This is a genomic window from Microbacterium sp. NPDC056052 (assembly GCF_042266785.1).
Lineage (GTDB): Bacteria > Actinomycetota > Actinomycetes > Actinomycetales > Microbacteriaceae > Microbacterium.
The window spans coordinates 575,126-599,018 of record NZ_JBHJWV010000001.1 but is presented as its reverse complement, the minus strand read 5'-3'; the positions used below and the strand labels follow the sequence as shown (position 1 = coordinate 599,018).

The window sequence follows — 23,893 nt, the reverse complement described above, 5'->3', positions numbered from 1 at the left end:
GAGGTCGGATGAGCGAGGTCGGGACGACGCCTGGGGCGCCGGCACAGGGATCGAGCCTGCGCAGGCTCGTGCCCCGGATCTTCTCGCGCGCTCCTCGGATCAACGATCTCGACAACCTCATCCGCACGGTTCGGCAGAATCACCCGCGCGGCGACCTCGCGATCATCGAGCGCGCCTATGCGGTCGCAGCGGAGAAGCACGAGGGGCAGAAGCGCCAGAGCGGCGAGCCGTACATCACGCACCCGCTCGCGGTCGCGCAGATCCTGGCCGATCTCGGGCTCGGGCCGCGCGCGATCGCGGCCGCGCTGCTGCACGACACGGTCGAGGACACCGGCTACGCGCTGACCGAGCTGACCGCGACGTTCGGCGACGAGGTCGCCATGCTCGTGGACGGCGTCACCAAGCTCGACAAGGTCAAGTACGGCGACAGCGCCCAGGCCGAGACCGTCCGCAAGATGATCGTCGCGATGTCGAAGGACATCCGCGTGCTGATCATCAAGCTCGCGGACCGCCTGCACAACGCCCGCACCTGGGGCTTCGTTCCGCCCGAGAAGGCCGCGAAGAAGGCCACCGAGACCCTCGAGATCTACGCACCGCTCGCGCATCGCCTCGGAATCCAGGCCATCAAGTCGGAGCTCGAGGATCTGTCCTTCGCGGTGCTGCACCCGAAGATCTACGCCGAGATCGACAGCCTCATCAAGCAGCGCACGCCGCAGCGGGAGAAGTACATCCGCGAGGTGGTGGACGCGGTCGAGAGCGACCTGCGCGACCTGCGCGTGCGCGGCAAGGTCGCGGGTCGACCGAAGCAGCTGTACTCCGTCTACCAGAAGATGGTCGTGCGCGGACGCGAGTTCGACGACATCTACGACCTCATCGGGATCCGCGTGCTGGTCGGCACGGTCCGCGACTGCTACGCGGTGCTGGGCGCCATCCACGCGCGCTGGACGCCGCTGCCCGGCAGGTTCAAGGACTACATCGCGACCCCGAAGTTCAACCTCTACCAGTCGCTGCACACCACCGTGATCGGTCCCGGCGGCCGCACCGTCGAGATCCAGATCCGCACGCACGAGATGCACCAGCAGGCCGAGTTCGGCGTGGCCGCGCACTGGATGTACAAGGAGCGGATGAACGGCGGGGGCAAGGGCTCCACGGCCGACGCCGACATGACCTGGCTCGCGCACATCTCGGACTGGCAGGCGGAGACCGCCGACCCCAGCGAGTTCCTCGACTCGCTGCGCTTCGAGATCGGCGCGAAGGAGGTCTACGTCTTCACGCCCAAGGGCCGGGTGATCGGGTTGCCGTCCGGCGCGACGCCTGTGGACTTCGCCTATGCGGTGCACACGGAGATCGGTCACAGGACGATGGGCGCCAAGGTCAACGGTCGGCTCGTGCCGCTGGAGACCGCCCTGAACAGCGGCGACGTGGTCGAGGTGTTCACCTCGAAGAACCCCGATGCCGGCCCCAGCCAGGACTGGCTGACGTTCGTCAAGAGCACCCGGGCGCGCAACAAGATCCGCGGGTGGTTCACGAAGGAGCGCCGCGAGGAGGCGATCGAGCAGGGCAAGGAGGCCATCGCGCGCGCCATGCGCCGGCAGAACCTCCCGCTGCAGCGCCTGATGAACCAGGACTCCTTCGCCGAAGTCGCGCAGCAGCTGCGCTACGAGGACGTCTCGGCGCTGTACGCGGCGGTCGGCGAGGGACACGTGTCCACGCAGTCCGTGCTGGAGAAGGTCACCGCACTCATCTCCACGACGGAGGACACGTCGACCGGCGCGATCGACCTCCCCGCCCACGGGCGCAGCCGCGCCCCGCGCGAGGGCGACTCCGGTGTGCTGGTCCGCGGCGCCGCAGACATCCTCGTGAAGCTCGCGAAGTGCTGCACACCGGTGCCGGGCGACGAGATCGTCGGCTTCGTGACCCGGGGGAGCGGCGTGTCCGTGCACCGCTCGGACTGTGTGAACGTCAAGGCCCTGTCGGTCGAGAAGGAACGCATGGTGGACGTGGAGTGGGCGCCGACCGCGCGCAGCATCTTCCTCGTGCAGATCCAGGTCGAGGCGCTGGACCGTTCCGGCCTGCTGTCGGACGTCACGCGGGTGCTCAGCGAGCACCACGTGAACATCCTGTCCGCGACCGTGCAGACCACCAACGACCGTCTGGCACTGAGCCGGTTCGTCTTCGAGATGGGCGACACGGTGCACCTGGACCGCGTGCTGAACGCGGTGCGCAGGATCGACGCCGTCTACGACGTCTACCGCGTCACGTCCTCCTGAGCAGCGATCGCCGGTCAGGAGGCCGACGGATCCGCCCCATGGGCGGCGAGGAACCGTGCGATGCGGCGATAGCCGGGTCCATGTCGCATGTCGGCCACGCGCGCGGCAGCGCGCCCGATGAGAGGCGGATCCGCCTCCACCAGCAGCCGCGCCCAGTCATGCCGCTCCGGCAGCGTCACCGGCCAGCGCAGCAGGTCGATGAGGGTGCGCTCCGGGGTCGTCACGGCGACGCCGCCGAGGCGCTGCATGTCCGCAGGATCCAGGATCGGATCGTGCACGATGATCCGGCGCGTCGCGGGAGCACGCAGTCGTCGGCCTGAGGCGCTCTGCAGCTCATGCGGCTCCGGCGCGGCGTCGCCGGCGCCGTGGATCCAGGCGGCGCTCATCCCGGCGAACGCGGCATCGCGCATCCCGGCGATGAGCGAGGTCAGCGAAGAGGCGCGCAGCACGGCGGTCTCCACGAGATCCGCCGGGGCGAAGGCCTCGCCGAGCCCGACGACGTCACCGTCCAGGCGCGCCGCCGTGAGCTCCGCGAGGGACAGCCGATCCCCGGGGACGTGCAGGAAGGCGTTGCGCATCCTTTCAGTGTGGGGCAGACGCCGCAGGGCGGGGATCCGAAGATCCCCGCCCTGTGGACAACTCCGACGTCCGTCGGCGTGCGTGCGTGCTCAGCCGTCGAGCGCGTTCAGCCAGGCGCGACGGGCCTCGAGGGCTTCGGTCGCCTCCTTGAGGGCCTTGGCGTTCCCGGACTTCTCTGCCGCGTCGCGCTCCGCCTCGAGCTTGGCGATGGCCTGCTGGAGCTGCTCGCTCATCGCGCCGGCGCGGGCCTTCGTCTCGGGGTTGTTGCGCTTCCAGTCGACGTCCTCGCGCGACTTGAGCTCCTGCTCGATGACGCGCAGACGGTCGTCCAGCGCGCGCTCCTTCTCGCGCGGGAAGATCCGTCCGACGTCATCCCACTGGCGCTGGATGCGGGTGAGCAGCGCGCGGGCCTTGGTGAGGTTGGCCTCGTCGGCGACGGCCTTGGCCTCCGCGAGCAGCGCGGTGCGCTCCTCGATGCGGGGAGCGGACTCCGCCTCGGTCGCCGCCGCCTGCTCGGCACGCGCCGAGTAGAGTGCATCGCCCGCAGCCTTGAACCGGGCCCACAACGCGTCATCGGCCTTGCGTCCTGCACGGCCGGCGGCCTTCCACTCGTCGAGCAGACCGCGGTAGGCGGGGATCCCGTCCACGCCCTTGGGCGCCAGAGCCTCCGCGCGCTCGACCAGACGCGACTTGCGATCGCGGGCCGCCTTGTGGGTCTCGTCGAGCTCGGCATAGAACGCGCGGCGCTGGCGATCCACCGTGGCGCGCGCGTCGCGGAATCGCTTCCAGAGCTGGTTCGCTGCGCCCTTCGGCAGACGGGGGCCGTTCTGCTGGTGGCTCTGCCACGCGTCGAACAACGCGCCCATCTCTTCGGTGATCTGCTTCCACTGCACGGAGGAGAGGTCTTGCGCGGCGATGGCTTCGGAGCGCTCCACCAGGGCGGTGCGCTCGGCGATCGCGGCGTCGACGGCGGCCTTGGCCTCGACGGCCTCCGCAGCAGAGGCGTCGGCGAGCGAGGCGGTCAGCGCGTCGAGGCGTGTGCGCAGGTTCGCGAGGTCGCCGACCGCCGCGGCGCCGGTGATCTCTTCCACCAGGTGCTGCGCCTGCTTGGCGAGATCCGTGGCGCCGGAACCACCGGCCTGCACGCGCTGCTCGAGAGTGTTCACCTTGAAGGCGATGTCCTCGAACTTGCGGACGAAGTAGGCGAGCGCCTCGGCAGGGGTGCCATCGGGGTACTGCCCGACCTCACGCCATTCCCCGCCCTCGCGCACCGACACGGTTCCGTCCTCGGTGACGCGTCCCCACTCGGCGGCGTCGCTCGTGCTCACCGGAGCGGGAGCGACGGGCGCGGCAGGCACAGCGGGGCGGATCGCGGATGCCGGCGGACGCGGCATGGCCGGCGGCCGGGGCATCACAGACGGACGCGGCGCAGGGGCGGCGGCCGGCTTCTCCTCGGCAACCGGTGCCGACTCGGGCGCGGTGACCTCGGCAGGCGCGGCCGCGACGTCAGCAGACGCAGCCGCTTCCTCGGCGGGGGAGTCGGGCTGCTCCGCAGGTGCGACCTCGGCTGCGGCGGACTCGACGGCCTCCGCTGCGACGATCTCGGGCGCGTCGGCGACGGGCGTCGTGGCGTTCTCGATGTCGGGCTGCGAGGCGTCGGTCGGGTTATCGGGGGTGTGCTCTTCGGTAGACACGGTGAACTCCTTGCGCGGCGTGCCGCGGGAGGCGGAAAGGACAGGGCCAGCCTAGTACGCCGGACCGGCGCACGAGAGGGACGGGGGTCAGCCGGCCGGGGTCTCCGTCGCCGTCGGCGCAGGGGTGGGTGCGGAGCTCGGCACGTCGGCCGGGCTGATCGTCGGAGAGGGGGACGGGGCAGGTGCGGTGGCTTCCGCATGCACGACCTGACTCACGATCGCACCGATCACGATGACGGCTCCGGCGACGACCGCGATGGTGTTGTCGCGCACCCTGCGCCGGACGCTCCCGGCGTGCAGATCCTGGCGAGCGGCATGCAGGCGGGCGCGTTCCTGCTGGACACGGGCGCGCTGGTCGCGGGCGTTCGACGGGCGGCGAGCGGCCATGGATCCTCCCTGGATGTCGAGGACCGAGCCTATCGCGAGAGCCTCGGCTCCCCGCGCAATGCGGGAGGTCGAGTGCGCACCGCGCGTCGCACTGTCGGCGCGCGCCGTTAGCCTTGACCGCATGACTCCTGCAGCTCCGCTGATGAGCGGCCAGACGCCGCTCGCCGTGCGGATGCGTCCGATCTCTCTCGACGAGGTCGCGGGGCAGCAGCATCTGCTCCGCCCCGGATCGCCGATCGTGACCCTCGCGGACCCGGCGGCGAAGACCGCGTCGAGCGTGTCGATGATCCTCTGGGGGCCTCCTGGGACGGGCAAGACCACCCTCGCGCAGGCGATCGCCCGCTCGTCGGGGCGGCGCTTCGTGGAGCTGTCCGCGATCACGGCCGGCGTGAAGGACGTGCGCGAGGTCATGCAGGAGGCGCTGAACCAGCGCGACCTCTACGGCCAATCGACGATCCTGTTCCTCGACGAGATCCACCGCTTCACCAAGGCGCAGCAGGACGCGCTGCTGCCGGGGGTCGAGAACGGCTGGGTCATCCTGATCGCCGCCACCACGGAGAACCCGTCCTTCTCGGTGATCTCCCCGCTGCTGTCCCGGTCGCTTCTGCTCACCCTGAAGACCCTCACCGATGAGGACATCGGTGTCCTGATCGACCGAGCAGTGGCGGACCCGCGGGGGCTCAACGGGCGCGTCGCCCTGGACGACCCCGCCCGCACGGCGTTGATCCGGCTCGCGTCGGGCGACGCGCGCCGGGCGCTCACCGGCCTCGAGGCCGCCGCGGCGGTCGTGGCCTCGCCGGACCGCCTGACCGAGGACGAGACGCCGACCGTCACGGACGACGACGTCGCGCAGGCGGTGGATCGTGCGCTGCTGCGGTACGACCGCCAGGGCGACGAGCACTACGACGTCATCAGCGCGTTCATCAAGTCGATCCGAGGATCCGACGTCGACGCGGCCGTGCACTACCTCGCCCGCATGATCGAGGCGGGAGAGGACCCGCGCTTCATCGCACGGCGCCTCGTGATCTCCGCGTCGGAGGACATCGGCCTCGCCGATCCTCAGGCGCTCGTGATCGCCGTCGCCGCGGCCGACGCCGTCGCCTTCATCGGGATGCCGGAGGGGCGGATCCCGCTCGCCGAGGCGACCGTGTATCTCGCGACCACGGCGAAGTCCAACGCGGCGTATCTGGCGATCGACGCGGCCATCGCCGACGTCCGCGCGGGCGGGTTCGGCCGGGTGCCGGTGCATCTGCGCGACGCGCACTACCCGGGGGCCAAGCGCCTCGGACACGGCAAGGGCTACCGCTACCCGCATGACAACGACGCGGGGATCGTGCCGCAGCAGTACCTCCCCGATGAATTGCAGGGGCGACGCTACTATCTGCCCAAGGCGCTCGGCGGAGAGCGCGAGGTCCAGGCGCGTCTGGATCGCATCAGGAGGATCCTGGGGGAGGGATAGACACCATGTCACGAGCGATCCCGCGGATCCCACCCGACCGCGACCTCTCGATCGACTTCGTGCGCGCGATCTGCCTGCCGGTCGTGGTGCTGCTGCACGCGCTGCAGATGGGCATCGCCGGTGACCCGTTGCGCGCCTTCAACGCCCTCGCGGAATGGAAGCCGCTGACGGCCATCACCTGGGTGGGCATGATCATGCCCACGTTCTTCATCGCCGGCGGCTTCGCGGGGATCACCACGTGGCGGCGCGTGCACGGAGCGGGGGGAACGGCCGCCGAGTACATCCGCGCCAGGATGCTGCGGCTTGCGCGCCCCGTGCTCTTCGCGATGCTCGGCGTGCTGGCCGCGATGGGCATCCTCGCGCTGTGCGGAGCGGATCCGGAGTTCCTGCGCACGTTCGCGTTCCGCCTGGCCGAACCGCTCTGGTTCATCGCGGTGTACGCGATCTGCACCTCGTTCGTTCCGCTGATGGCGGCACTGCACCGCCGTGCCGCGTGGGCGACGTACTTCACGCTCGCGGGTCTCGCGGTCGCGGTCGATCTGGTGGACCGGTACCTGCACGTGCCTGTCGGCGCGCTGAACTGGCTTTTCGTGTGGCTCTTCGTGCAGCAGCTCGGATTCGGAGTCAGGGATCAGTGGTACTCGCGCCGTCCGCGCTGGCTGCTGCTCGTGCTCGCCCTGACGGCATACGCCCTCATGGCGGTCGCTGTGCTCGGCATGGGTTACGACCCGGACATGATCGCGAACCTGAACCCGCCGACCGTGCTGCTTCTGCTGCTCGGTCTGGCACAGGTGTATCTGTTCACACTGCTGCAGCCCGCGATCCGCGCGGCCATGCGACAGCGGCCGGTGCTCATCGGGATCGGGGCGCTCGGCATGTTCGGGATGGTGATCTACCTGTGGCACACCGTGGCGATGGCCGTCGTGGTCGGGGTGCAGCTGGCGCTCGGGCTGCCCTTCCCGCCTGTGCTCACCACGGCGTGGTGGATCACGCGGATCCCCTGGGTGCTCGCCATCGTCGCGGTGATCGCCCTGCTCTGCCTCGTCGTGCCGCGTCTGGAACGGCTCTGGCCCGAGGAGCGCGCCCGGCGGATGCCCCTGTGGGCGGCGCTGGTCTGCGCTGTGGCACTCGTGGTGAGCGTGGGCTGGGTGCTCACGCAGGGCTATCTCACTCCCGGTACGGGCGTGGCGATCGTCCTGCTCGCCGCGGCGATCGCGTGGCTCACCGCCGGAGGCCCCGCACGCCGTGCTCCGTTCGACGCGGCGCCGGCGCTGTCCGACCGCACCGCGACGGGCGCTCAGGCCTGATCTGATAGCATGGACCGGCTCGAAACCGTGTTTTCGGGCATCTCTCCACTCCTGCACCACCCTCTCGTCCGCCCCGGCGTGCGCTCGTGAGGGGCGGAATCGAGACGATACGTCCGCGAGCCGTGAACGACACGGCCGCGTATCGAAAGGAACACTTCGTGGTTACGAAGTCCCAGGACCGCCGTAAGGTCCGTCTGTCCCGTGCCCTCGGCATCCCCCTCACCCCGAAGGCTGCCAAGTACCTCGAGAAGCGTCCCTACGCTCCGGGTGAGCACGGCCGCACCAAGCGCAAGCAGGACAGCGACTACGCCGTCCGCCTGCGCGAGAAGCAGCGTCTTCGCGAGCAGTACGGCATCCGCGAGAAGCAGCTGGTCATCCAGTTCAACGAGGCCCGTCGCAAGGACGGCCTGACCGGTGAGAACCTCGTCGAGCAGCTCGAGATGCGTCTGGACGCGCTCGTCGTCCGCGCCGGTTTCGCGCGTACCACCGCGCAGGCGCGTCAGCTCGTCGTGCACCGTCACATCCTCGTCGACGGCCAGCTCGTCGACCGCCCGTCCTTCCGCGTGAAGCCGGGTCAGCTCATCCACGTCAAGCCCAAGAGCGAGGGCCTCGAGCCCTTCCAGGTGGCGGCTGCCGGCGGTCACGCCGAGGTGCTGCCCCCGGTTCCGGGTTACCTCGAGGTCGAGCTCGACAAGCTGGAGGCCCGTCTGGTCCGTCGTCCGAAGCGCGCCGAGGTCCCCGTGACCTGTGACGTGCAGCTGGTCGTCGAGTACTACGCCGCGCGCTGAGTCCAGCGACTCTGCCCTCGGAGTTCAGCGAACTCCGAGAACACGCCGAGGAGGCGTCGGGGGCATCCCCGGCGCCTCCTTCGCGTTTGCGCATACGATGGAGACCGTTGTGACGTGCGACCCGAACCGGAGGTGATGACATGAAGACCCTGCTGTGGTTCCTCATCGGCGTGATCGGCGGCTTCGTCGCCGCGCACTTCCTGAACAAGGATCCGCGCGGACACGACGTGCTGGCGGCCGTCGACGACCGGATCAACGAATTCACCGGGATCCTCGCCGACGCGTTCCACGCGCAGGAGGCCCGCCTCACTCAGGACGGCCCCGCGGACTGACGCGGATCCGCCCTCTCCCGATTCCGCGCTTCGGCGCGCCCTGACAGCAAGGACCCCTCGACGAGCATGAAGACCGCGGAGATCGCGCAGCGCTACCTGAGCTACTTCGAGAAGAACGATCACCTCATCGTTCCCTCGGCGTCGCTGGTCAGCGACGACCCCTCGCTGCTGTTCACCGTGGCCGGCATGGTGCCGATGATCCCGTATCTCACGGGCGTGGTCCCCGCTCCGCATCCGCGCATCGCCGACCTGCAGAAGTGCATCCGCACCAACGACATCGAAGAGGTCGGGCGCACGGCGCGGCACGGCACCTTCTTCCAGATGCTCGGCAACTGGTCCTTCGGGGACTACTTCAAGGAAGGCGCGATCCGCTACGCCTGGGAGCTGCTGACCGGCTCCGAGAGCGACGGCGGACTCGGCTTCGACGAGAAGGACCTCTGGGTCACGGTCTTCGAGACGGACGACGAGGCCGAGGCCATCTGGCGCGATGTGATCGGCCTGAAGCCGGAGCGCATCCAGCGGCTCGGCCGCGCGGACAACTACTGGAACACCGGCCAGCCGGGCCCCGGCGGCCCCGACAGCGAGATCTTCTTCGACCGCGGACCCGCGTACGGCCGGGACGGGGGACCGGCGGTCGATGACAACCGGTTCCTGGAGATCTGGAACCTCGTGTTCATGCAGGACTTCATCGACAACATCCGCGGCAAGACGGAGTTCGACATCGTGGGCGAGCTGCCCATGAAGAACATCGACACCGGCATGGGCCTCGAGCGCGTCGCCTTCCTCAAGCAGGGCGTCGAGAACATGTACGAGACCGATCAGGTGCGCCCCGTGCTGGACCGGGCGGTCGAGCTGTCCGGACTCCGGTATGGCGCCGAGCACGCCGACGACGTCCGCTTCCGCGTGGTCGCCGACCACGTGCGCTCCTCGCTCATGCTGCTCTCGGACGGCGTGCGCCCGTCGAACGAGGGCCGCGGCTACATCCTGCGCCGGCTGATGCGGCGCACCGTGCGATCGATGCGGCTTCTCGGCGTCGACGAGCCCGTGTTCCCCGAGCTGTTCTCCGCCTCCAAGGAGGCGATGAAGAGCGCCTATCCGATCCTCGAGCAGGACTGGGCGCAGCTCTCCGCCGCCGCGAACGCGGAAGAGGAGACCTTCCGCCGCACGCTGGACGCCGGATCCACGATCCTCGACCTCGCACTCGCCGACACGAAGAAGTCGGGCTCGGAGACGCTCCAGGGGTCCGAGGCATTCCTGCTGCACGACACCTACGGCTTCCCGATCGACCTCACGCTCGAGATCGCAGAGGAGGCGGGGCTCAACGTCGACCGCGTCGCGTTCGACGCGCTCATGCAGGAGCAGCGCTCCCGCGCCAAGGCCGATGCGCGCAACCGCAAGCGCCAGATCGCGGATGTGTCGGTGTACGGCGACCTGCGCGCGAAGGGCGAGACGGCGTTCCTGGGCTACGACGAGCTCGAGACGAGCTCGACCGTCCTCGGAATCCTCGTCGACGGCCAGCCCGTCCGCAGCGCCGCAGAGGGGCAGGTGGCGGAGGTGGTCCTCGCCGAGACCACGCTCTACGCCGAGTCGGGCGGCCAGGTCGCCGACAAGGGCGTCATCACCGGTCCCGGCTACGCACTCGAGGTGCTGGACGTGCAGCGTCCCGTCCCCGGGCTGATCAGCCACACCGTCGAGGTGACCACGGGCGTGGTCTCGATCGACGCCCCGGCGACCACGACCGTGGACGCGGCCAACCGCCGCGCCGCGCGTCAGGCGCACTCCGCCACGCACCTCGTGCACGCGGCCCTGCGCGACACGCTCGGCAAGACCGCGACCCAGGCCGGATCCCTGAACCGCGCCGGCTACCTGCGCTTCGACTTCTCCTGGGGTCAGGCGCTGTCCGGCGACACGAAGACCGAGATCGAGGAGATCGCGAACCGCGCCGTGCAGGACGGGCTCGAGGTCACGACGCGGATCATGTCGCTCGACGACGCGAAGGCCGCGGGCGCCATGGCGCTGTTCGGCGAGAAGTACGGCTCGACCGTGCGCATGGTGGACATCGGCGGCCCCTGGTCGCGCGAGCTCTGCGCCGGCACGCACGTGGCTTCGAGCGCCGAGATCGGCCTCATCAACCTCGTCGGGGAGTCCTCCGTCGGCGCATCGAACCGCCGCGTGGAGGCCCTCGTCGGCGCGAACGCGTTCCGTGAGTTCGCCGCCGAGCGCGCCCTCGTGTCCCAGCTCACCTCTGCGCTCAAGACGCCGCGCGACCAGCTCACCGAGCGCGTGACCGACCTCGCCGCGCAGCTCAAGGCCGCCGAGAAGCGGATCGCCCAGTTCGAGGCCGCTGAGCGTGCAGGGCGCATTCCTGCGATTGCGCAGACCGCGACCTCTCAGGGCGCGCTGCAGTTCGTCGCGCACGACCTCGGCGAGGTCGGCGGGGCGGACGAGGTGCGCGAGATCGCGACCGGCGTGCGCGACACCTTCGGTTCCGCGGCTGCGGTCGTGGCGATCTCCGGGGTCGCGAACGGCCGGCCGATGGTGGTCATCGCGACCAACGACACCGCCCGTGCCCAGGGCGCGAAGGCCGGTGCTCTGGCCAAGATCGCCGCGGGCGTGCTGGGCGGCGGCGGCGGCGGTCGTGACGATGTCGCGCAGGGCGGCGGATCCGATGCGGCGGCGCTGCCTGCGGCGTTCTCCGCGATCGAGCAGGAGCTGCGTCGAGCGTGACCGGGTTCCGACGGGGCGTGCGGCTCGGCATCGATGTGGGCCGTGCCAGGATCGGCGTGGCGCGGTGCGATCCGGACGGACTGCTCGCCGTTCCGGTGGAGACCGTCCCGCGCGGTGACGCGGCGGTCGCGCGGATCGCCGAGCTCGCGGCCGAGTACGCGCCGCTCGAGCTCGTCGTGGGCCTGCCGATCAACCTCCGCGGCGAGGACACCGCGTCGACCGTCGACGCTCGCGACTTCGCGGCGGCTCTCGGGCGGGCGTGCGGGATCGCCGTGCGCCTCATCGACGAGCGGCTGAGCACCGTCACCGCACACCAGGCCCTTCGCGCCTCCGGACGCACGCAGCGCAATTCTCGCGGTGTGGTGGACCAGGCTGCCGCCGTCGTGCTGCTGCAGCACGCGATCGACACGGAGAAGAACACCGGCAACCCGGCCGGTGCGGCCCTGATTCTCGATGAGGAGAGCATCTGACATGTCCGACCGATCGCCGTCGGCCGCCACGCCGGAGAACGAGCCCGTCTCCCACGACCTCTTCGGCGCGCTGCCCGATCCGCAGGTGCGGGCTCCCCGCCCCGCCGAGCAGCCCGCCGTCCCGGGTTCTCGCCGCGCGGTCCGCGAGGCCGCCTCGTCATCCTCCGCGACGCCGTCTTCAGGATCGGCCGAGGGGGCCGGCGCCCCCGCGGAGCACCATGACCCGGTGCACTCGACGCTCGAGGCGCTGTTCCACCACGAGGCCGAACCGCCGGCGGTGCCGAAGCGGAAGAGGCGCCGCGGCTGCCTGGTCGCGCTGCTCGTGGTGTTCGTGCTCATCGCAGGTGTCGCCACCGGCGGACTGTGGGTGTGGAACACCTACGGCGGCAAGATCAGCGAGGTCATGGGCTGGGGGCCGTCGAAGGACTTCGAGGCGGGTCAGGCCACGGGCAACGCGCTCGTGACCATCAAGAAGGGCGATGGCGGGCAGCAGGTCTCCGAGGCGCTGTACGACGCCGGCGTGACGAAGACCTCCAGCGTCTTCTACGACATGATGGTCAAGGAGAACATCGTCAACACGTTCTACCCCGGCGTGTACAAGCTCGAGCTGAAGATGACGGCCGCGGCTGCGCTCAAGGCGCTGAACGACCCGAAGAACAAGATGCAGAACTCGGCGGTGCTCCCCGAGGGCCTCTCGGTCGCGGAGACGATCTCTCGCATCTCGCAGAGCGTGGACGTGCCGCTCGCAGACCTCCAGGCCGCGGTGAAGAACCCGGCGGACTACGGCGTGAACGCGCCGTCGCTCGAGGGATGGCTGTTCCCGGCGCTCTACGAGTTCGCGCCAGGGGCGACCGCGAAGGATGTGGTGTCGACGCTCGTGCAGCGCACCAGGGACTCGCTCAGCGCCGCCGGAGTGCCGTCCGCGGACGAGCAGCGGGTTCTCACGATCGCGTCGATCGTCCAGCGAGAGGCGCGTGCGGAAGGCGACTTCTACAAGGTCTCCCGGGTGATCCAGAACCGTCTGGATCAGGGCATGAAGCTGCAGATGGACTCGACCGCGCAGTACGGCTACGGCGAGCTCCACAGCGGTTCGGCCAGCACCTCGGACGCGGCGCAGACCGATGACAACCCCTGGAACACGTACGTGATCGACGGGCTGCCGAAGACGCCCATCTCGAACCCGGGTGACAAGGCGATCGACGCGGCCATGCATCCGGCCGACGGACCCTGGCTGTATTTCGTGACGGTCAACCTCGACACCGGCGAGACCGTGTTCTCGACGACCTACGCCGAGCACGAGGCCTCCGTGAAGCAGTGGCAGGACTGGTGCAAGGCGAACCCTGACTCGGGCTGCTGACGTGTCCGCGATCGAGGCCGCGCCCTCGCGACTGGCGGTCTGGGGTGATCCGATCGATCACAGTCGCTCACCCGACCTGCACGGCGCCGCCTACCGGGTGCTCGGACTGGACTGGGAGTACGGCCGCCGCCGGGTCGACGAGGCCGGATTCGACGACACGCTGGACGGACTCGACGACACCTGGCGCGGACTCTCGCTCACGATGCCGTTGAAGGAGCGCGCCCACGCGCGCGCCGACCTGCTGGATGAGGACGCACTCCTCACCGGGGCGGTGAACACGCTGCTGCTGGGCGAGGAGGTCCGCGGCTTCAACACGGATGTCGGCGGACTCACCTCCGCGCTCGTCGCGGGCGGGCTCGGCTCGGCGCGCACGGCCCGCGTCCTCGGCGGCGGAGCGACGGCCCGGTCGGCCCTGGTGTCGCTGCTGCGCCTCGGCGCCGGCACCGTCGAGCTCAGGACGCGTCGCGCCGAGCAGGCGGCCGAGCTGGCCGGATTCGCGGAGCGGATCGGGCTGCGGGCGACCACGGCGGAGCTCGCGTCGGAGGCCATCCCGTCGGCCGTCGACCTGACGATCTCGACGCTCCCCGGCACCGCGGTGCTGCCCGATGCCGTCATGACCGCGCTCGCGAACCGCGGCGGAGCGCTGTTCTCCGCCGCCTACGCACCCTGGCCCACCCCGCTCGTCCGCGCGTGGGGCGATGCTCCCGTCCTGAGCGGCCTCGAGATGCTGCTGCACCAGGCGGTCCGGCAGATCCGGATCTTCCTGCACGGGAGCCCGGAGCAGGAGCTTCCCGACGAACCCGGCGTGCTCGAGGCCATGCGGGCGGCCCTGCGCTGAGGAATCCTCCGGTGCGCGAAGTCATGCGGGCGGGGGTGCTCTGAACGCATGGGAGACTAGGTGAATGCTCCGCGTGCTCACGGCCGGCGAATCGCACGGCCCCGAACTCATTGCCGTCATGGAGGGTCTGCCTGCGGGCGTCCCGCTGTCGCGTGAGGCGATCCAGTCCGACCTGCAGCGCCGCAAGCTCGGCTATGGGCGCGGGTCGAGGATGAAGTTCGAGCAGGACGAGCTCTCGATCTCCGGCGGTGTGCGGCATGGCTTCTCGCTCGGCAGCCCGATCGCAATGCGGATCGGCAACACCGAGTGGCCCAAGTGGGTCGAGGTGATGAGCGCGGACCCGGTCGAGCTCACCGACAAGTCCCGCGGACGCAGCGCGGCACTGACCCGCCCGCGCCCCGGCCACGCCGACCTCGTCGGCATGCAGAAGTACGGCTTCGATGAGGCGCGTCCGATACTGGAGCGTGCGAGCGCCCGGGAGACCGCCGCCCGGGTCGCCCTCGGTGCCGTGGCCCGCGCCTTCCTGGGCGAGCTCGGCATCCGCCTGGTCAGCCACACCCTGTCGATCGGTCCGGTCCAGGTGCCGGAGGGATCCGCCCTGCCGACGCCGGACGACGTCGAAGCCCTCGACGCGGATCCGCTGCGCTGCTTCGACCCCGCGACCTCCGCGCGCATGGTGGACGAGGTCGACGCGGCCCGCAAGGACGGTGACACCCTCGGCGGCATCGTCGAGGTGCTGGCCTACGGCCTGCCGCCGGGGCTCGGCTCCCACGTGCACTGGGACCGCAGGCTGGACGCGCGGCTCGCCTACGCGCTCATGGGCATCCAGGCGATCAAGGGCGTCGAGGTGGGGGACGGGTTCGAGACCACCCGCCGGCGCGGATCCGCCGCGCACGACGAGCTCTTCGTGACGGGTGCCGGCATCAGCCGCGGCTCCGACCGCGCGGGCGGCACCGAGGGCGGCATGTCCACCGGCACCGTCCTGCGCGTGCGCGCCGGCATGAAGCCGATCGCCACCATCCCGCACGCGCTGCGCACCGTCGACGTCGCCTCGGGCGAGCAGGCCACCGCCCACCACCAGCGTTCCGACGTCTGCGCCGTGCCCGCGGCGGGCGTCGTGGCCGAGGCCATGGTCGCGATCGAGCTCGCGAACTCGGTGCTGGAGAAGTTCGGCGGCGACAACGTCGCGGAGACCCGGCGCAACCTCGAGGCGTACCTCGCCGCGATCCCGGAGGAGCTGCGGACGACGCCCGCCTCCGAGGCGGCGCTGATCCTGCACGATGAGCTCGGCTGAGGCTCAGGCGCCGGAGCTGCTGGTCCTCGTGGGTCCCATGGGGGCCGGCAAGACCAGCATCGGCCGCAGAGTGGCCAGGGCCACGGGGCTCCGCTTCGTCGACACCGACAAGGCGATCGCGCAGGAGCACGGACCGATCCCGGCGATCTTCGCCGAGCACGGTGAAGCGCAGTTCCGGGTGTGGGAGCGCGAGGCCGTCGCCGAAGCGGTCGCCGGCGGCGGGGTGATCTCGCTGGGCGGGGGAGCGGTGCTCGCCCCGGAGACCAGGGCGCTGCTGCGCATCGCCCCGGTCGTGCTGCTCACCGTGTCGCCCGAGGCGGTCGCGGTGCGGATCGCCGGCGAGGGGCGCCCGCTGCTGCACGGCGAGGAGGATCCGGTCCAGCGCTGGTCCCGGATCTACGCCGAGCGGCGGGCGCTGTACGAAGAAGTCGCCGACACGTGCTTCGACACCTCGAGAGTGCCGATGTCGCGGGTCGCAGATCAGGTCGTGGAATGGATGAGAGGACGAGCATGAGCGCGGAGCAGAACGACGGGGTCACGACGATCGCGGTGACGGGGAGCACCCCGTACGACATCAGCGTGGGGCGGGACATCCTCGATCGCGTCTCCGCGGCTCTGGCGCCGAGCGTCCGCAAGGTGCTCGTCGTGCACCCGCCCACCCTCGCGGATCGCGCTGCGCTGCTTCGCGATCGCATCGTCGCCGACACCGCGAACGGCCCGCGCGAGGTGCTGCTCGCCGAGATCCCGGATGCGGAGCAGGGCAAGCGCATCGAGGTCGCGCAGTTCCTGTGGCAGATCATGGGCCAGGCCGACTTCACGCGCACCGATGCGGTCGTCGGCTACGGCGGCGGGGCGGTCACCGACCTCGCCGGCTTCGTCGCGGCGACCTGGCTGCGCGGCGTGCAGATCGTCCAGGTGCCGACGACCGTGCTCGGTCTCGTCGACGCCGCGGTGGGCGGGAAGACCGGCATCAACACGAACGAGGGCAAGAACCTCGTCGGCGCCTTCTGGGCCCCCCGCGCGGTGATCGGCGACCTCGACGAGCTGACCAGTCTGACGCCGAACGAGGCGACCGCGGGCTTCGCCGAGGTCGTCAAGGCCGGATTCATCTGGGCGCCCGAGATCCTCGACATCATCGAGGCGGATCCGGCCCGTGCCGTGGATCCGCTCACCGCGGAGTTCCGGCGCGCGGTCGAGCTCGCGATCGGCATGAAGGCCACCGTCGTCTCGGAGGACTTCCGCGAGGCCGGTCAGCGCGAGATCCTCAACTACGGCCACACGCTCGGTCACGCGATCGAGCACGCCGAGCGCTACCGCTGGCGCCACGGCGCCGCGATCTCCGTGGGCATGCTGTTCGCGGCCGAGCTCTCCCGGCTGGCAGGGCGGCTCTCCGACGACGACGCCAATCGGCACCGCGCGATCCTCGAGTCCCTCGGGCTTCCGACCTCGTACCGCGCCGGGGCGTGGCAGACTCTGCTCTCCACGATGCAGCGCGACAAGAAGAGCCGCGGCGGGATGCTGCGCTTCATCGTGCTGGACGGCATCGCCAAGCCCACCGTGCTGCAGGCCCCCGACGAGTCGCTGCTCTTCGCCGCGTACCAGGAGGTGGGCGAGTGAGCATCGAGGTGCGCCGGGTCCTGGCCACGGAGTGGGCCGACGTCCGCGATCTGCGCCTGCGCGCCCTGCAGGATCCGGTCGCCGCGCTCGCGTTCCTGGACACCTTCGAGAACGCCTCCGCGCAGCCCGACGAGTTCTGGCAGCATCGCACCGCCAATGCTGCGGAGGGCGGTGCCAACGCGCAGTTCGTGGCGATCGGCGATGACGGCGGATGGTTCGGGTCCGCCACAGTGCTGCCTTCGGGGCTCGAGGGCCCCGAATCGACCGCGCTCGTAGTCGGCGTGTACGTGGCAGAGGGGCACCGGGGCGCCGGAGCCATCGAGAGTCTCCTCGACGAGTGCGCGACATGGTCCGCCGAACAAGGCGCCTACGCGCTCACCCTCGAGGTCCACGTGGACAACCACCGCGCGCAGGCTGCCTACGAGCGTTGCGGCTTCACGCGCACGGGGCAGATCACCGAGCTCGAGAACGGGCGCGAGTACGTGATGGTGCGCCCGCTCGTGCCCGACGCGCGCTGATACCGTGAGCACGTGACAACGCCGCGCCGCCTGCTCCTCGTCAACGGACCGAACCTCAACCTGCTCGGACAGCGCGAGCCGGGGATCTACGGATCCGCGACGCTCGCCGATGTGGAGCGGATCACGGCGGAGGCGGCCGGCGCGTACGGCTACGAGGTCCGCGCGGTGCAGAGCAACCACGAGGGCGTGCTCCTGGATGCGATCCACGACGCCCGCGAGGACTGCGGCGGCATCGTGATCAACGCCGGAGCCTATACGCACACCTCGGTCGCCCTGCGTGATGCCCTCACCGGTGTCGCTCTGCCGTTCGCCGAGATCCACATCTCCGACGTCTATGCACGCGAGGAGTTCCGGCATCATTCGTACCTCACGGACGTCGCTGCGGTGCATGTCGTGGGGGAGGGCGTGCAGGGGTATGCGACAGCGACACGTCGTCTGATCCTGTTGCTCGAGGGTCAGGCGGACGGCTGATCCGCGGCACCGCATCGACGTTTTGAAATGACTGAGTCGACTCATTAAGGAGTAGACTCAATTTCATGACCACGGAGAGCGCCCCCGGGCGCCGCGAACGGAACATGATCGAGAAGCGGGAGCGCATCTCCGCCGCCGCCTCCGAACTGTTCGCGGTGCAGGGGTACGAGCCCACGACGACCCAGCAGATCGCCGATCTCGCGGACGTCTCGATCGGCACGGTGTTTCGCTACGCCACGACGAAGGCCGAGCTGCTGCTGATGGTGCGCAACGCCGAGTTCGCTCGCGCGGTGCTGGACGGGCTGGCCGCGGCGGACCGGATCGAGGACGTCGAGCGCGCAGTGCTGGCCGCGATCGAGCCGGTGGTGTCCGCGTCGCGCACGAGCAGAGACGTCGCCCTGTATCAGCGCGAGCTCATGTTCGGGCCGGTGGATGAGCCGTACCGGGCCGAGGGGCTCGCGACCGTGATGGAGCTCGAGGAGGGGCTCGCCGCGATCCTCTCGCGTCCGGCGCCCGTCGACCAGGAGGGCAGGGACGCGGCGGGCGCGGTGTTCGCCGTCGTCCATCTCGCGATCGTCCGTGCGGGCATCGTGGGAGCGTCCGCACCGGACCTCGTGTCCCAGGTGCGGCAGATCGTCGCGGGGCATCGCGCCGTGACGGAATCGAGAGCGGGCGGGGCCCGCAGAGGAGAAGGACAATGAACGACATCACACGCGTGGTCGTGCTCGGCACGGGCGTGCTGGGCTCCCAGATCGCCTTCCAGACGGCGTTTCGCGGATTCCCCGTGGTCGCCTATGACATCGACGAGAAGGCTCTCGCGGCGGCGAAGGAGCGATTCGAGGGCCTCGCCGCGACGTACCGCGCAGAGGTGGACGGCGCCGCGGACGGCAAGGCCGAGGAGGCGCTCGCCCGTCTCTCGTTGTCTTCGGACCTCGCGGACGCCGTGAAGGATGCGGACCTTGTGATCGAGGCGATTCCAGAGGTCCTCGAGATCAAGCGTGCGACCTTCGAGAAGCTCGCGGCCGCAGCGCCGGCCCGCACGATCTTCGCGACGAACTCCTCGACCCTGCTGCCGAGTGACATCGCGCCCTTCACCGGCCGGCCCGACCGCTTCCTCGCCCTGCATTTCGCGAATCGCGTCTGGACCTTCAACACCGCCGAGGTCATGGGAACCGCCGACACCGACCCGGCCGTGTTCGAGGCGGTGGCGGCCTTCGCCGAGCGCATCGGCATGGTGCCGATCCGCATCCACAAGGAGAAGGCCGGCTATGTGCTGAACTCGCTGCTCGTCCCCTTCCTGAACGCGGGCCTCGCCCTCGCGGCGGGTGGCTATGCCGAGCCCGAGGACGTGGACAAGACCTGGCGCATCGGCACCGGAGCGCCGATGGGGCCGTTCCAGATCTACGACGTGATCGGGCTCACCACGCCCTACAACATCCTCGTGCACGGCTCGGAGTCCGACCAGCGTCTCGCGGCCTGGCTCAAGGAGAACTACATCGATCAGGGCAAGCTCGGCGTCGCGACCGGTGAGGGCTTCTACCGGTACGGCTGACTTCGCTCACAGGCCGAGCGGCGGGCATCCCGTAAGATTGAACGTCGGCCGCTCGGCCGCGAACCTCAGGAACGGACTTCTCAGACCCATGGCATCGACCGCAGACATCAAGAACGGCGTCGTCCTCTCCATCGACGGACAGCTCTGGAACGTCATCGAGTTCCAGCACGTCAAGCCCGGCAAGGGCGGCGCTTTCGTCCGCACGAAGCTCAAGAACGTCGTGAGCGGCAAGGTCGTCGACCGCACCTACAACGCGGGCGCCAAGATCGACATCGAGAACGTCGACCGCCGCGACTTCACCTACCTCTACACCGATGGCGACAACTACGTCTTCATGGACCAGGAGGACTACGACCAGATCAACGTGGCCGCCGCCACGGTCGGCGACGCGAAGAACTTCATGCTGGAGAACCAGCAGGTCCAGATCGCGCTGAACAACGGCAACCCGCTCTACATCGAGCTGCCCGCCTCCGTCGTGCTCGAGGTCACCTACACCGAGCCCGGCCTGCAGGGCGACCGCTCGTCGGCCGGCACCAAGCCCGCCACCCTCGAGACCGGCTACGAGATCCAGGTCCCGCTGTTCCTGGAGACCGGCACCAAGGTCAAGGTCGACACGCGCACCGGCGGCTACCTCGGCCGCATCAACGACTGACGCGTGGGCGCCCGGACCAAGGCGCGCAAGCGCGCCCTCGACATCCTCTTCTCCGCGGACGTGCGCGGTGACGACCTCGCCGTGACGCTCGCCGCCGAGGCCAAGCGCGCGTCCGCCGAGCCCGCCCGCGAGGCCTCCTGGCTCTATGCGCGCGAGATCGTCGACGGGATCATCGATCACCGCGACGAGATCGACGAGCAGATCACCACGCACAGCCGTGACTGGAAGCTCGACCGGATGCCGGCCGTGGACAGGGCGCTGCTGCGCATCGGTGTGTGGGAGATCCTCCGCAACGACGAGGTGCCGACGGCCGTCGCGATCGACGAGGCCGTGGAACTCGCCAAGGAGTTCTCCACCGACGAGTCCGGCGCATTCGTGCACGGCGTGCTCGCCCGGGTCGCGCGCTCGGCCTGATCCGATCGCACCACGGTCTGCTGCCCGGGGCGTGTCCGTTCCGGGGGCGTTCCGGGGGCGCAGGATCACGGTTTCTCCCGGGATCCTGCGCCCCGAGACGGAGCAGGGCGCCCGTAGCGCGACCGGTGGTGTCCGTGGCCTGCGGGAGGATGGATCATCATGACCTCCGCTGACGCCGACGACTGGCGCGTACTGCTGCCGTCCACCCGGGCGAGCGGGGCTCCGCTGGCCCTCGGGGTCGAGTTGCGCCGTCGCGACCGCGCCGATGCGAGGCACTGGGCGTCGCGGCCGCTTCGCACGGCGACCGCGCGGGATCTGGCCAAGGATCCGGGCGAGCTGTTCCTCGCCGTCCGTCCGCTGCGGCGCAACGATGCCGGATCCGCGTGGGTGCAGTCGGAGGCCGACTGGGACGCCGTCCGCCGTCCCGGCACGCGTTACGACGAGGCGCACTCGCGCTGGTTCGCCGACCTGCTGAGCATCTCGCGCGACTCGCTGCTGTCCGGCACGGCCGGGGACTGGCTGCTGCTGGATCCGGTCGCCTCCCCGTTGCTGTGGCCGCATCTGCAGTCGGCGTCCGCGACCGGGATCGCCCTCGTCGCGACCGAGCGCAGCACCCGCCTGCGGTGGGCGGAGGAGCTGCGGATCGCGGTGGACATCGCCGCGGACGGTGACGGCGGGCTCGTCCTCTCCGCCTCGGCCGACGGCGAGGGAGAGTCGTTCCCCGCCGCGGCGACGCACGCGGTGGGTTCGGGCGGCGTGTACGCGCACCGCGTCGTCGGCAAGAGGATCGACCTCGTGCTCGGACGGGTGCCGCTGACCGACGGTGTGCGGGCGCTCCTGTCGGCGCCGGCCGGGCTGACGGTCGCGCCGGTGGACAGGAAGGCCTTCTTCCGGGACGGGTATCCGACGCTCCTGCGCGGGGGACAGGTCCGCGCGGGGCACGGCGTCACGCTCCCCGCGGCGCCGAAGCCCGTGCCGCTCCTCGTGATCGACTTCCGCCCCGACGACGTCGTGGGGTACCGGCTGCATTGGGACTACCCGGGCTACGCACGCTTCCCCCTCGACGTGCGCGCCGCCGAGTCGGGGGTCCGCGACGGCGCCGCGGAGGGGCAGCTGCGTCCTTCCGTGCTCGCGACCTGGACCGAGGTCACGGGGCTGCCCTTCATGCTCGCCGGCGCGCTGCGCGATGCCGATGCGGCCGAGTTCGTCTCGCAGCTGGCGCCGGCCCTCGAAGCGCGCGGCATCGCCACGGAGACCACCGGCACGCCGCGGACGTACGCGCAGCTCACGGGCGATCCGTCGATCACCGTCAGCACGGTGGAGAGCACGGATCCGGACTGGTTCGAGCTCGGCGTCCTGGTGCGGATCGACGGCCGCACGATCCCGTTCGAGCCGCTGTTCCGGGCACTCGCCCTCCGCCAGGGCAAGCTCAAGCTCGTCGACAACACCTGGTTCTCGCTGCGCCACCCCGCTTTCGACCGGCTCAAGGAGCTTCTGGACGAGGCGGCGGAGCTCGCCGAGTGGGAGACCGGGCCGAGGATCGCGCGCACCCATTTGACGCTGTGGGAGGACTTCGAGGATCTCGCCGACGAGACGCTCCCCGCGCGGACCTGGCGGGCCGCCGTCGAGGGGCTCCGCGCTGATCCGGGTGAGGATCCGGTTCCGGTCCCGTCCGTCATCACCGCCGAGCTGCGCCCCTACCAGCGCGAGGGGTTCACGCGGCTCGCACGGCTCTGGCAGCACCGCCTCGGCGGCATCCTCGCCGACGACATGGGCCTGGGCAAGACCCTGCAGCTGCTCGCGCTCATCGCTCACGCACGGGAGGGGCAGAGCGAGCCGACCGCAGGCGGCGCCGCACCGTGGCTGGTCGTGGCGCCCACCTCGGTGCTGCCGGTGTGGCAGCGCGAGGCCGAGCGCTTCGCGCCGGGGCTCCGCGTCGCGGTGGCCGGTCGTACCCGTGACGCGCACGGCGTCGACCTCGCCGCCCACATCGACGGTGCGGACCTCGTGATCACGTCGTACACCGTCCTGCGCCTGGACTCGGAGGAGTTCGCGCGCCGGCCGTGGTCGGGCGTCGTGCTCGACGAGGCGCAGAACGTGAAGAACCCGGCGACCAAGCAGCATCAGGCGGTCGCGGCGCTCGATGCCGGGGCGGTCTATGCCGCGACCGGCACGCCGCTGGAGAACGGGCTGGGGGAGCTGTGGGCGCTCCTGAGCCTCACGTCTCCCGGCCTGTTCGCCTCGGCGCGGAGGTTCCGGGAGGACTTCATCCAGCCGATCGAGCAGGGCAAGGTGCCGGAGAACGCCGAGGGCGCCCCGTTCCGGCGCTCCCGCATCGAGCTGCTGCGACGGCGGATCCGCCCGTTCCTCATCCGCCGCACCAAGGAGCTCGTCGCACGCGATCTCCCCGAGCGCCAGGAGCAGGTGCTCCGCGTCGAGCTCGCCCCCGCGCACCAGCACCGCTACGACACGGTGCTGCAGCGCGAGCGGCAGAAGATCCTCGGGCTGCTGCCCGACCTCGACCGGCAGCGCTTCATCGTGTTCCGCTCGCTCACGATGCTGCGCATGCTGAGCCTGGCGCCGGGGCTGATCGAGCCCGACGACGCGGGCATCGCCTCCCGGAAGCTCGAGGAGCTCGTCGAGCGGCTGATCGAGCTGCGCTCCGAGGGCCACAGAGCGCTCGTGTTCAGCCAGTTCACCTCGTTCCTCGGTCTCGCTGCCGAACGGCTCCGCCGGGCAGGGCTCCGGGTCTCGTACCTGGACGGATCGACCAGGGACCGGGACCGGGTGGTGCAGGACTTCAGGGAGGGGGATCAGGACGCCTTCCTCCTCAGCCTCAAGGCCGGCGGAACCGGCCTCACCCTCACCGAGGCCGACTACGTGTTCCTGCTGGATCCCTGGTGGAACCCTGCGGCCGAGGCGCAGGCCGCCGATCGCGCGCACCGGATCGGGCAGCAGAATCGCGTCTTCGTCTACCGCATGATCTCCGAGGGCACGATCGAGGAGAAGGTGCTCGCCCTGCAGCAGCGCAAGGCGCGACTGTTCTCTGCGGTGCTCGATGACGAGGACCTCTTCGCGCAGTCCCTGACCGCCGCCGACATCCGCGAACTGCTCGGCTGAGCCGCGGCCCGGGGCGCCGTCACGCTCGTGACACGGCTGTCGGATCC

22 protein-coding genes are annotated in these 23,893 nt (G+C 70.4%); 19 read left to right on the top strand and 3 right to left on the bottom strand.

Annotated elements, in window-relative coordinates; translation table 11 throughout:
- Positions 1–8: 8 nt before the first annotated feature.
- Positions 9–2,270 (top strand): RelA/SpoT family protein, encoded by a 2,262-nt coding sequence (locus ACFC1J_RS02920; protein ID WP_375902294.1) that lies wholly within the window; start codon positions 9–11, stop codon positions 2,268–2,270.
- Between the two features lie 14 nt (positions 2,271–2,284).
- On the opposite strand, the gene ACFC1J_RS02915 is transcribed toward ACFC1J_RS02920, so the two are convergent.
- The 3 genes from ACFC1J_RS02915 to ACFC1J_RS02905 form a co-directional block, all read right to left on the bottom strand.
- Positions 2,285–2,848: a type IV toxin-antitoxin system AbiEi family antitoxin gene (locus ACFC1J_RS02915; protein ID WP_375902292.1), complete on the bottom strand. Its 564-nt coding sequence runs from the start codon at positions 2,846–2,848 to the stop codon at positions 2,285–2,287.
- Between the two features lie 90 nt (positions 2,849–2,938).
- Positions 2,939–4,543, bottom strand: a complete 1,605-nt coding sequence (locus tag ACFC1J_RS02910) for a DUF349 domain-containing protein (protein WP_375902290.1) — start codon at positions 4,541–4,543, stop codon at positions 2,939–2,941.
- Positions 4,544–4,630: 87 nt separating this feature from the next.
- The gene (locus ACFC1J_RS02905; protein WP_375902289.1) at positions 4,631–4,930 is read right to left on the bottom strand and encodes a hypothetical protein; all 300 of its coding nucleotides are present in this window, start codon (positions 4,928–4,930) and stop codon (positions 4,631–4,633) included.
- A 121-nt stretch (positions 4,931–5,051) separates the two neighbouring features.
- On the opposite strand from ACFC1J_RS02905, the gene ACFC1J_RS02900 reads away from it, so the two are divergent.
- The 18 genes from ACFC1J_RS02900 (at position 5,052) to ACFC1J_RS02815 (ending at position 23,846) form a co-directional block, all read left to right on the top strand.
- Positions 5,052–6,389 carry a replication-associated recombination protein A gene (locus tag ACFC1J_RS02900; RefSeq protein WP_375902287.1) on the top strand — a complete coding sequence of 446 codons (1,338 nt, stop codon included), beginning with the start codon at positions 5,052–5,054 and terminating at the stop codon, positions 6,387–6,389.
- Positions 6,390–6,394: 5 nt separating this feature from the next.
- Entirely contained in the window at positions 6,395–7,696 is a 1,302-nt protein-coding gene (locus ACFC1J_RS02895; protein WP_375902286.1) for an acyltransferase, read from the top strand.
- Positions 7,697–7,854: 158 nt separating this feature from the next.
- On the top strand, positions 7,855–8,484 hold the full coding sequence (gene rpsD, locus ACFC1J_RS02890) for a 30S ribosomal protein S4 (RefSeq protein WP_052680324.1): 630 nt from the start codon (positions 7,855–7,857) through the stop codon (positions 8,482–8,484).
- Positions 8,485–8,624: 140 nt separating this feature from the next.
- The gene (locus ACFC1J_RS02885) at positions 8,625–8,816 is read left to right on the top strand and encodes a hypothetical protein (protein WP_045273054.1); all 192 of its coding nucleotides are present in this window, start codon (positions 8,625–8,627) and stop codon (positions 8,814–8,816) included.
- A 66-nt stretch (positions 8,817–8,882) separates the two neighbouring features.
- Entirely contained in the window at positions 8,883–11,543 is a 2,661-nt protein-coding gene (alaS, locus tag ACFC1J_RS02880; RefSeq protein ID WP_375902284.1) for an alanine--tRNA ligase, read from the top strand.
- Positions 11,540–12,013 carry a Holliday junction resolvase RuvX gene (gene ruvX, locus ACFC1J_RS02875; RefSeq protein WP_375902282.1) on the top strand — a complete coding sequence of 158 codons (474 nt, stop codon included), beginning with the start codon at positions 11,540–11,542 and terminating at the stop codon, positions 12,011–12,013. The genes alaS and ruvX overlap by 4 nt, the downstream gene beginning before the upstream one ends.
- Position 12,014: 1 nt before the next feature.
- The gene (gene mltG, locus ACFC1J_RS02870) at positions 12,015–13,370 is read left to right on the top strand and encodes an endolytic transglycosylase MltG (protein WP_375902280.1); all 1,356 of its coding nucleotides are present in this window, start codon (positions 12,015–12,017) and stop codon (positions 13,368–13,370) included.
- Between the two features lies 1 nt (position 13,371).
- Positions 13,372–14,208, top strand: a complete 837-nt coding sequence (locus ACFC1J_RS02865; RefSeq protein ID WP_375902278.1) for a shikimate dehydrogenase family protein — start codon at positions 13,372–13,374, stop codon at positions 14,206–14,208.
- 64 nt (positions 14,209–14,272) lie between these two features.
- Complete coding sequence (aroC, locus tag ACFC1J_RS02860; RefSeq protein ID WP_375902276.1) at positions 14,273–15,502, top strand: chorismate synthase; 1,230 nt, start codon at positions 14,273–14,275, stop codon at positions 15,500–15,502.
- Positions 15,489–16,016, top strand: a complete 528-nt coding sequence (locus ACFC1J_RS02855) for a shikimate kinase (protein WP_375902274.1) — start codon at positions 15,489–15,491, stop codon at positions 16,014–16,016. The genes aroC and ACFC1J_RS02855 overlap by 14 nt, the downstream gene beginning before the upstream one ends.
- Positions 16,013–17,119, top strand: a complete 1,107-nt coding sequence (gene aroB / locus ACFC1J_RS02850; protein WP_375902272.1) for a 3-dehydroquinate synthase — start codon at positions 16,013–16,015, stop codon at positions 17,117–17,119. Before ACFC1J_RS02855 ends, aroB begins: the two co-directional genes overlap by 4 nt.
- Entirely contained in the window at positions 17,116–17,637 is a 522-nt protein-coding gene (locus ACFC1J_RS02845; RefSeq protein WP_375902270.1) for a GNAT family N-acetyltransferase, read from the top strand. The genes aroB and ACFC1J_RS02845 overlap by 4 nt, the downstream gene beginning before the upstream one ends.
- A 12-nt stretch (positions 17,638–17,649) precedes the next feature.
- Positions 17,650–18,108 (top strand): type II 3-dehydroquinate dehydratase, encoded by a 459-nt coding sequence (aroQ, locus tag ACFC1J_RS02840; RefSeq protein ID WP_375902268.1) that lies wholly within the window; start codon positions 17,650–17,652, stop codon positions 18,106–18,108.
- A gap of 65 nt (positions 18,109–18,173) precedes the next feature.
- Positions 18,174–18,809 carry a TetR/AcrR family transcriptional regulator gene (locus tag ACFC1J_RS02835; RefSeq protein WP_375902266.1) on the top strand — a complete coding sequence of 212 codons (636 nt, stop codon included), beginning with the start codon at positions 18,174–18,176 and terminating at the stop codon, positions 18,807–18,809.
- Positions 18,806–19,660, top strand: coding sequence for a 3-hydroxyacyl-CoA dehydrogenase (locus ACFC1J_RS02830; RefSeq protein WP_375902264.1), 855 nt, complete (start codon positions 18,806–18,808; stop codon positions 19,658–19,660). The genes ACFC1J_RS02835 and ACFC1J_RS02830 overlap by 4 nt, the downstream gene beginning before the upstream one ends.
- Positions 19,661–19,748: 88 nt before the next feature.
- Positions 19,749–20,312 carry an elongation factor P gene (efp, locus tag ACFC1J_RS02825; protein ID WP_045273064.1) on the top strand — a complete coding sequence of 188 codons (564 nt, stop codon included), beginning with the start codon at positions 19,749–19,751 and terminating at the stop codon, positions 20,310–20,312.
- Between the two features lie 3 nt (positions 20,313–20,315).
- Positions 20,316–20,726, top strand: a complete 411-nt coding sequence (nusB, locus tag ACFC1J_RS02820) for a transcription antitermination factor NusB (RefSeq protein WP_292716787.1) — start codon at positions 20,316–20,318, stop codon at positions 20,724–20,726.
- 159 nt (positions 20,727–20,885) lie between these two features.
- The gene (locus ACFC1J_RS02815) at positions 20,886–23,846 is read left to right on the top strand and encodes a DEAD/DEAH box helicase (protein WP_375902261.1); all 2,961 of its coding nucleotides are present in this window, start codon (positions 20,886–20,888) and stop codon (positions 23,844–23,846) included.
- Positions 23,847–23,893: the final 47 nt, after the last annotated feature.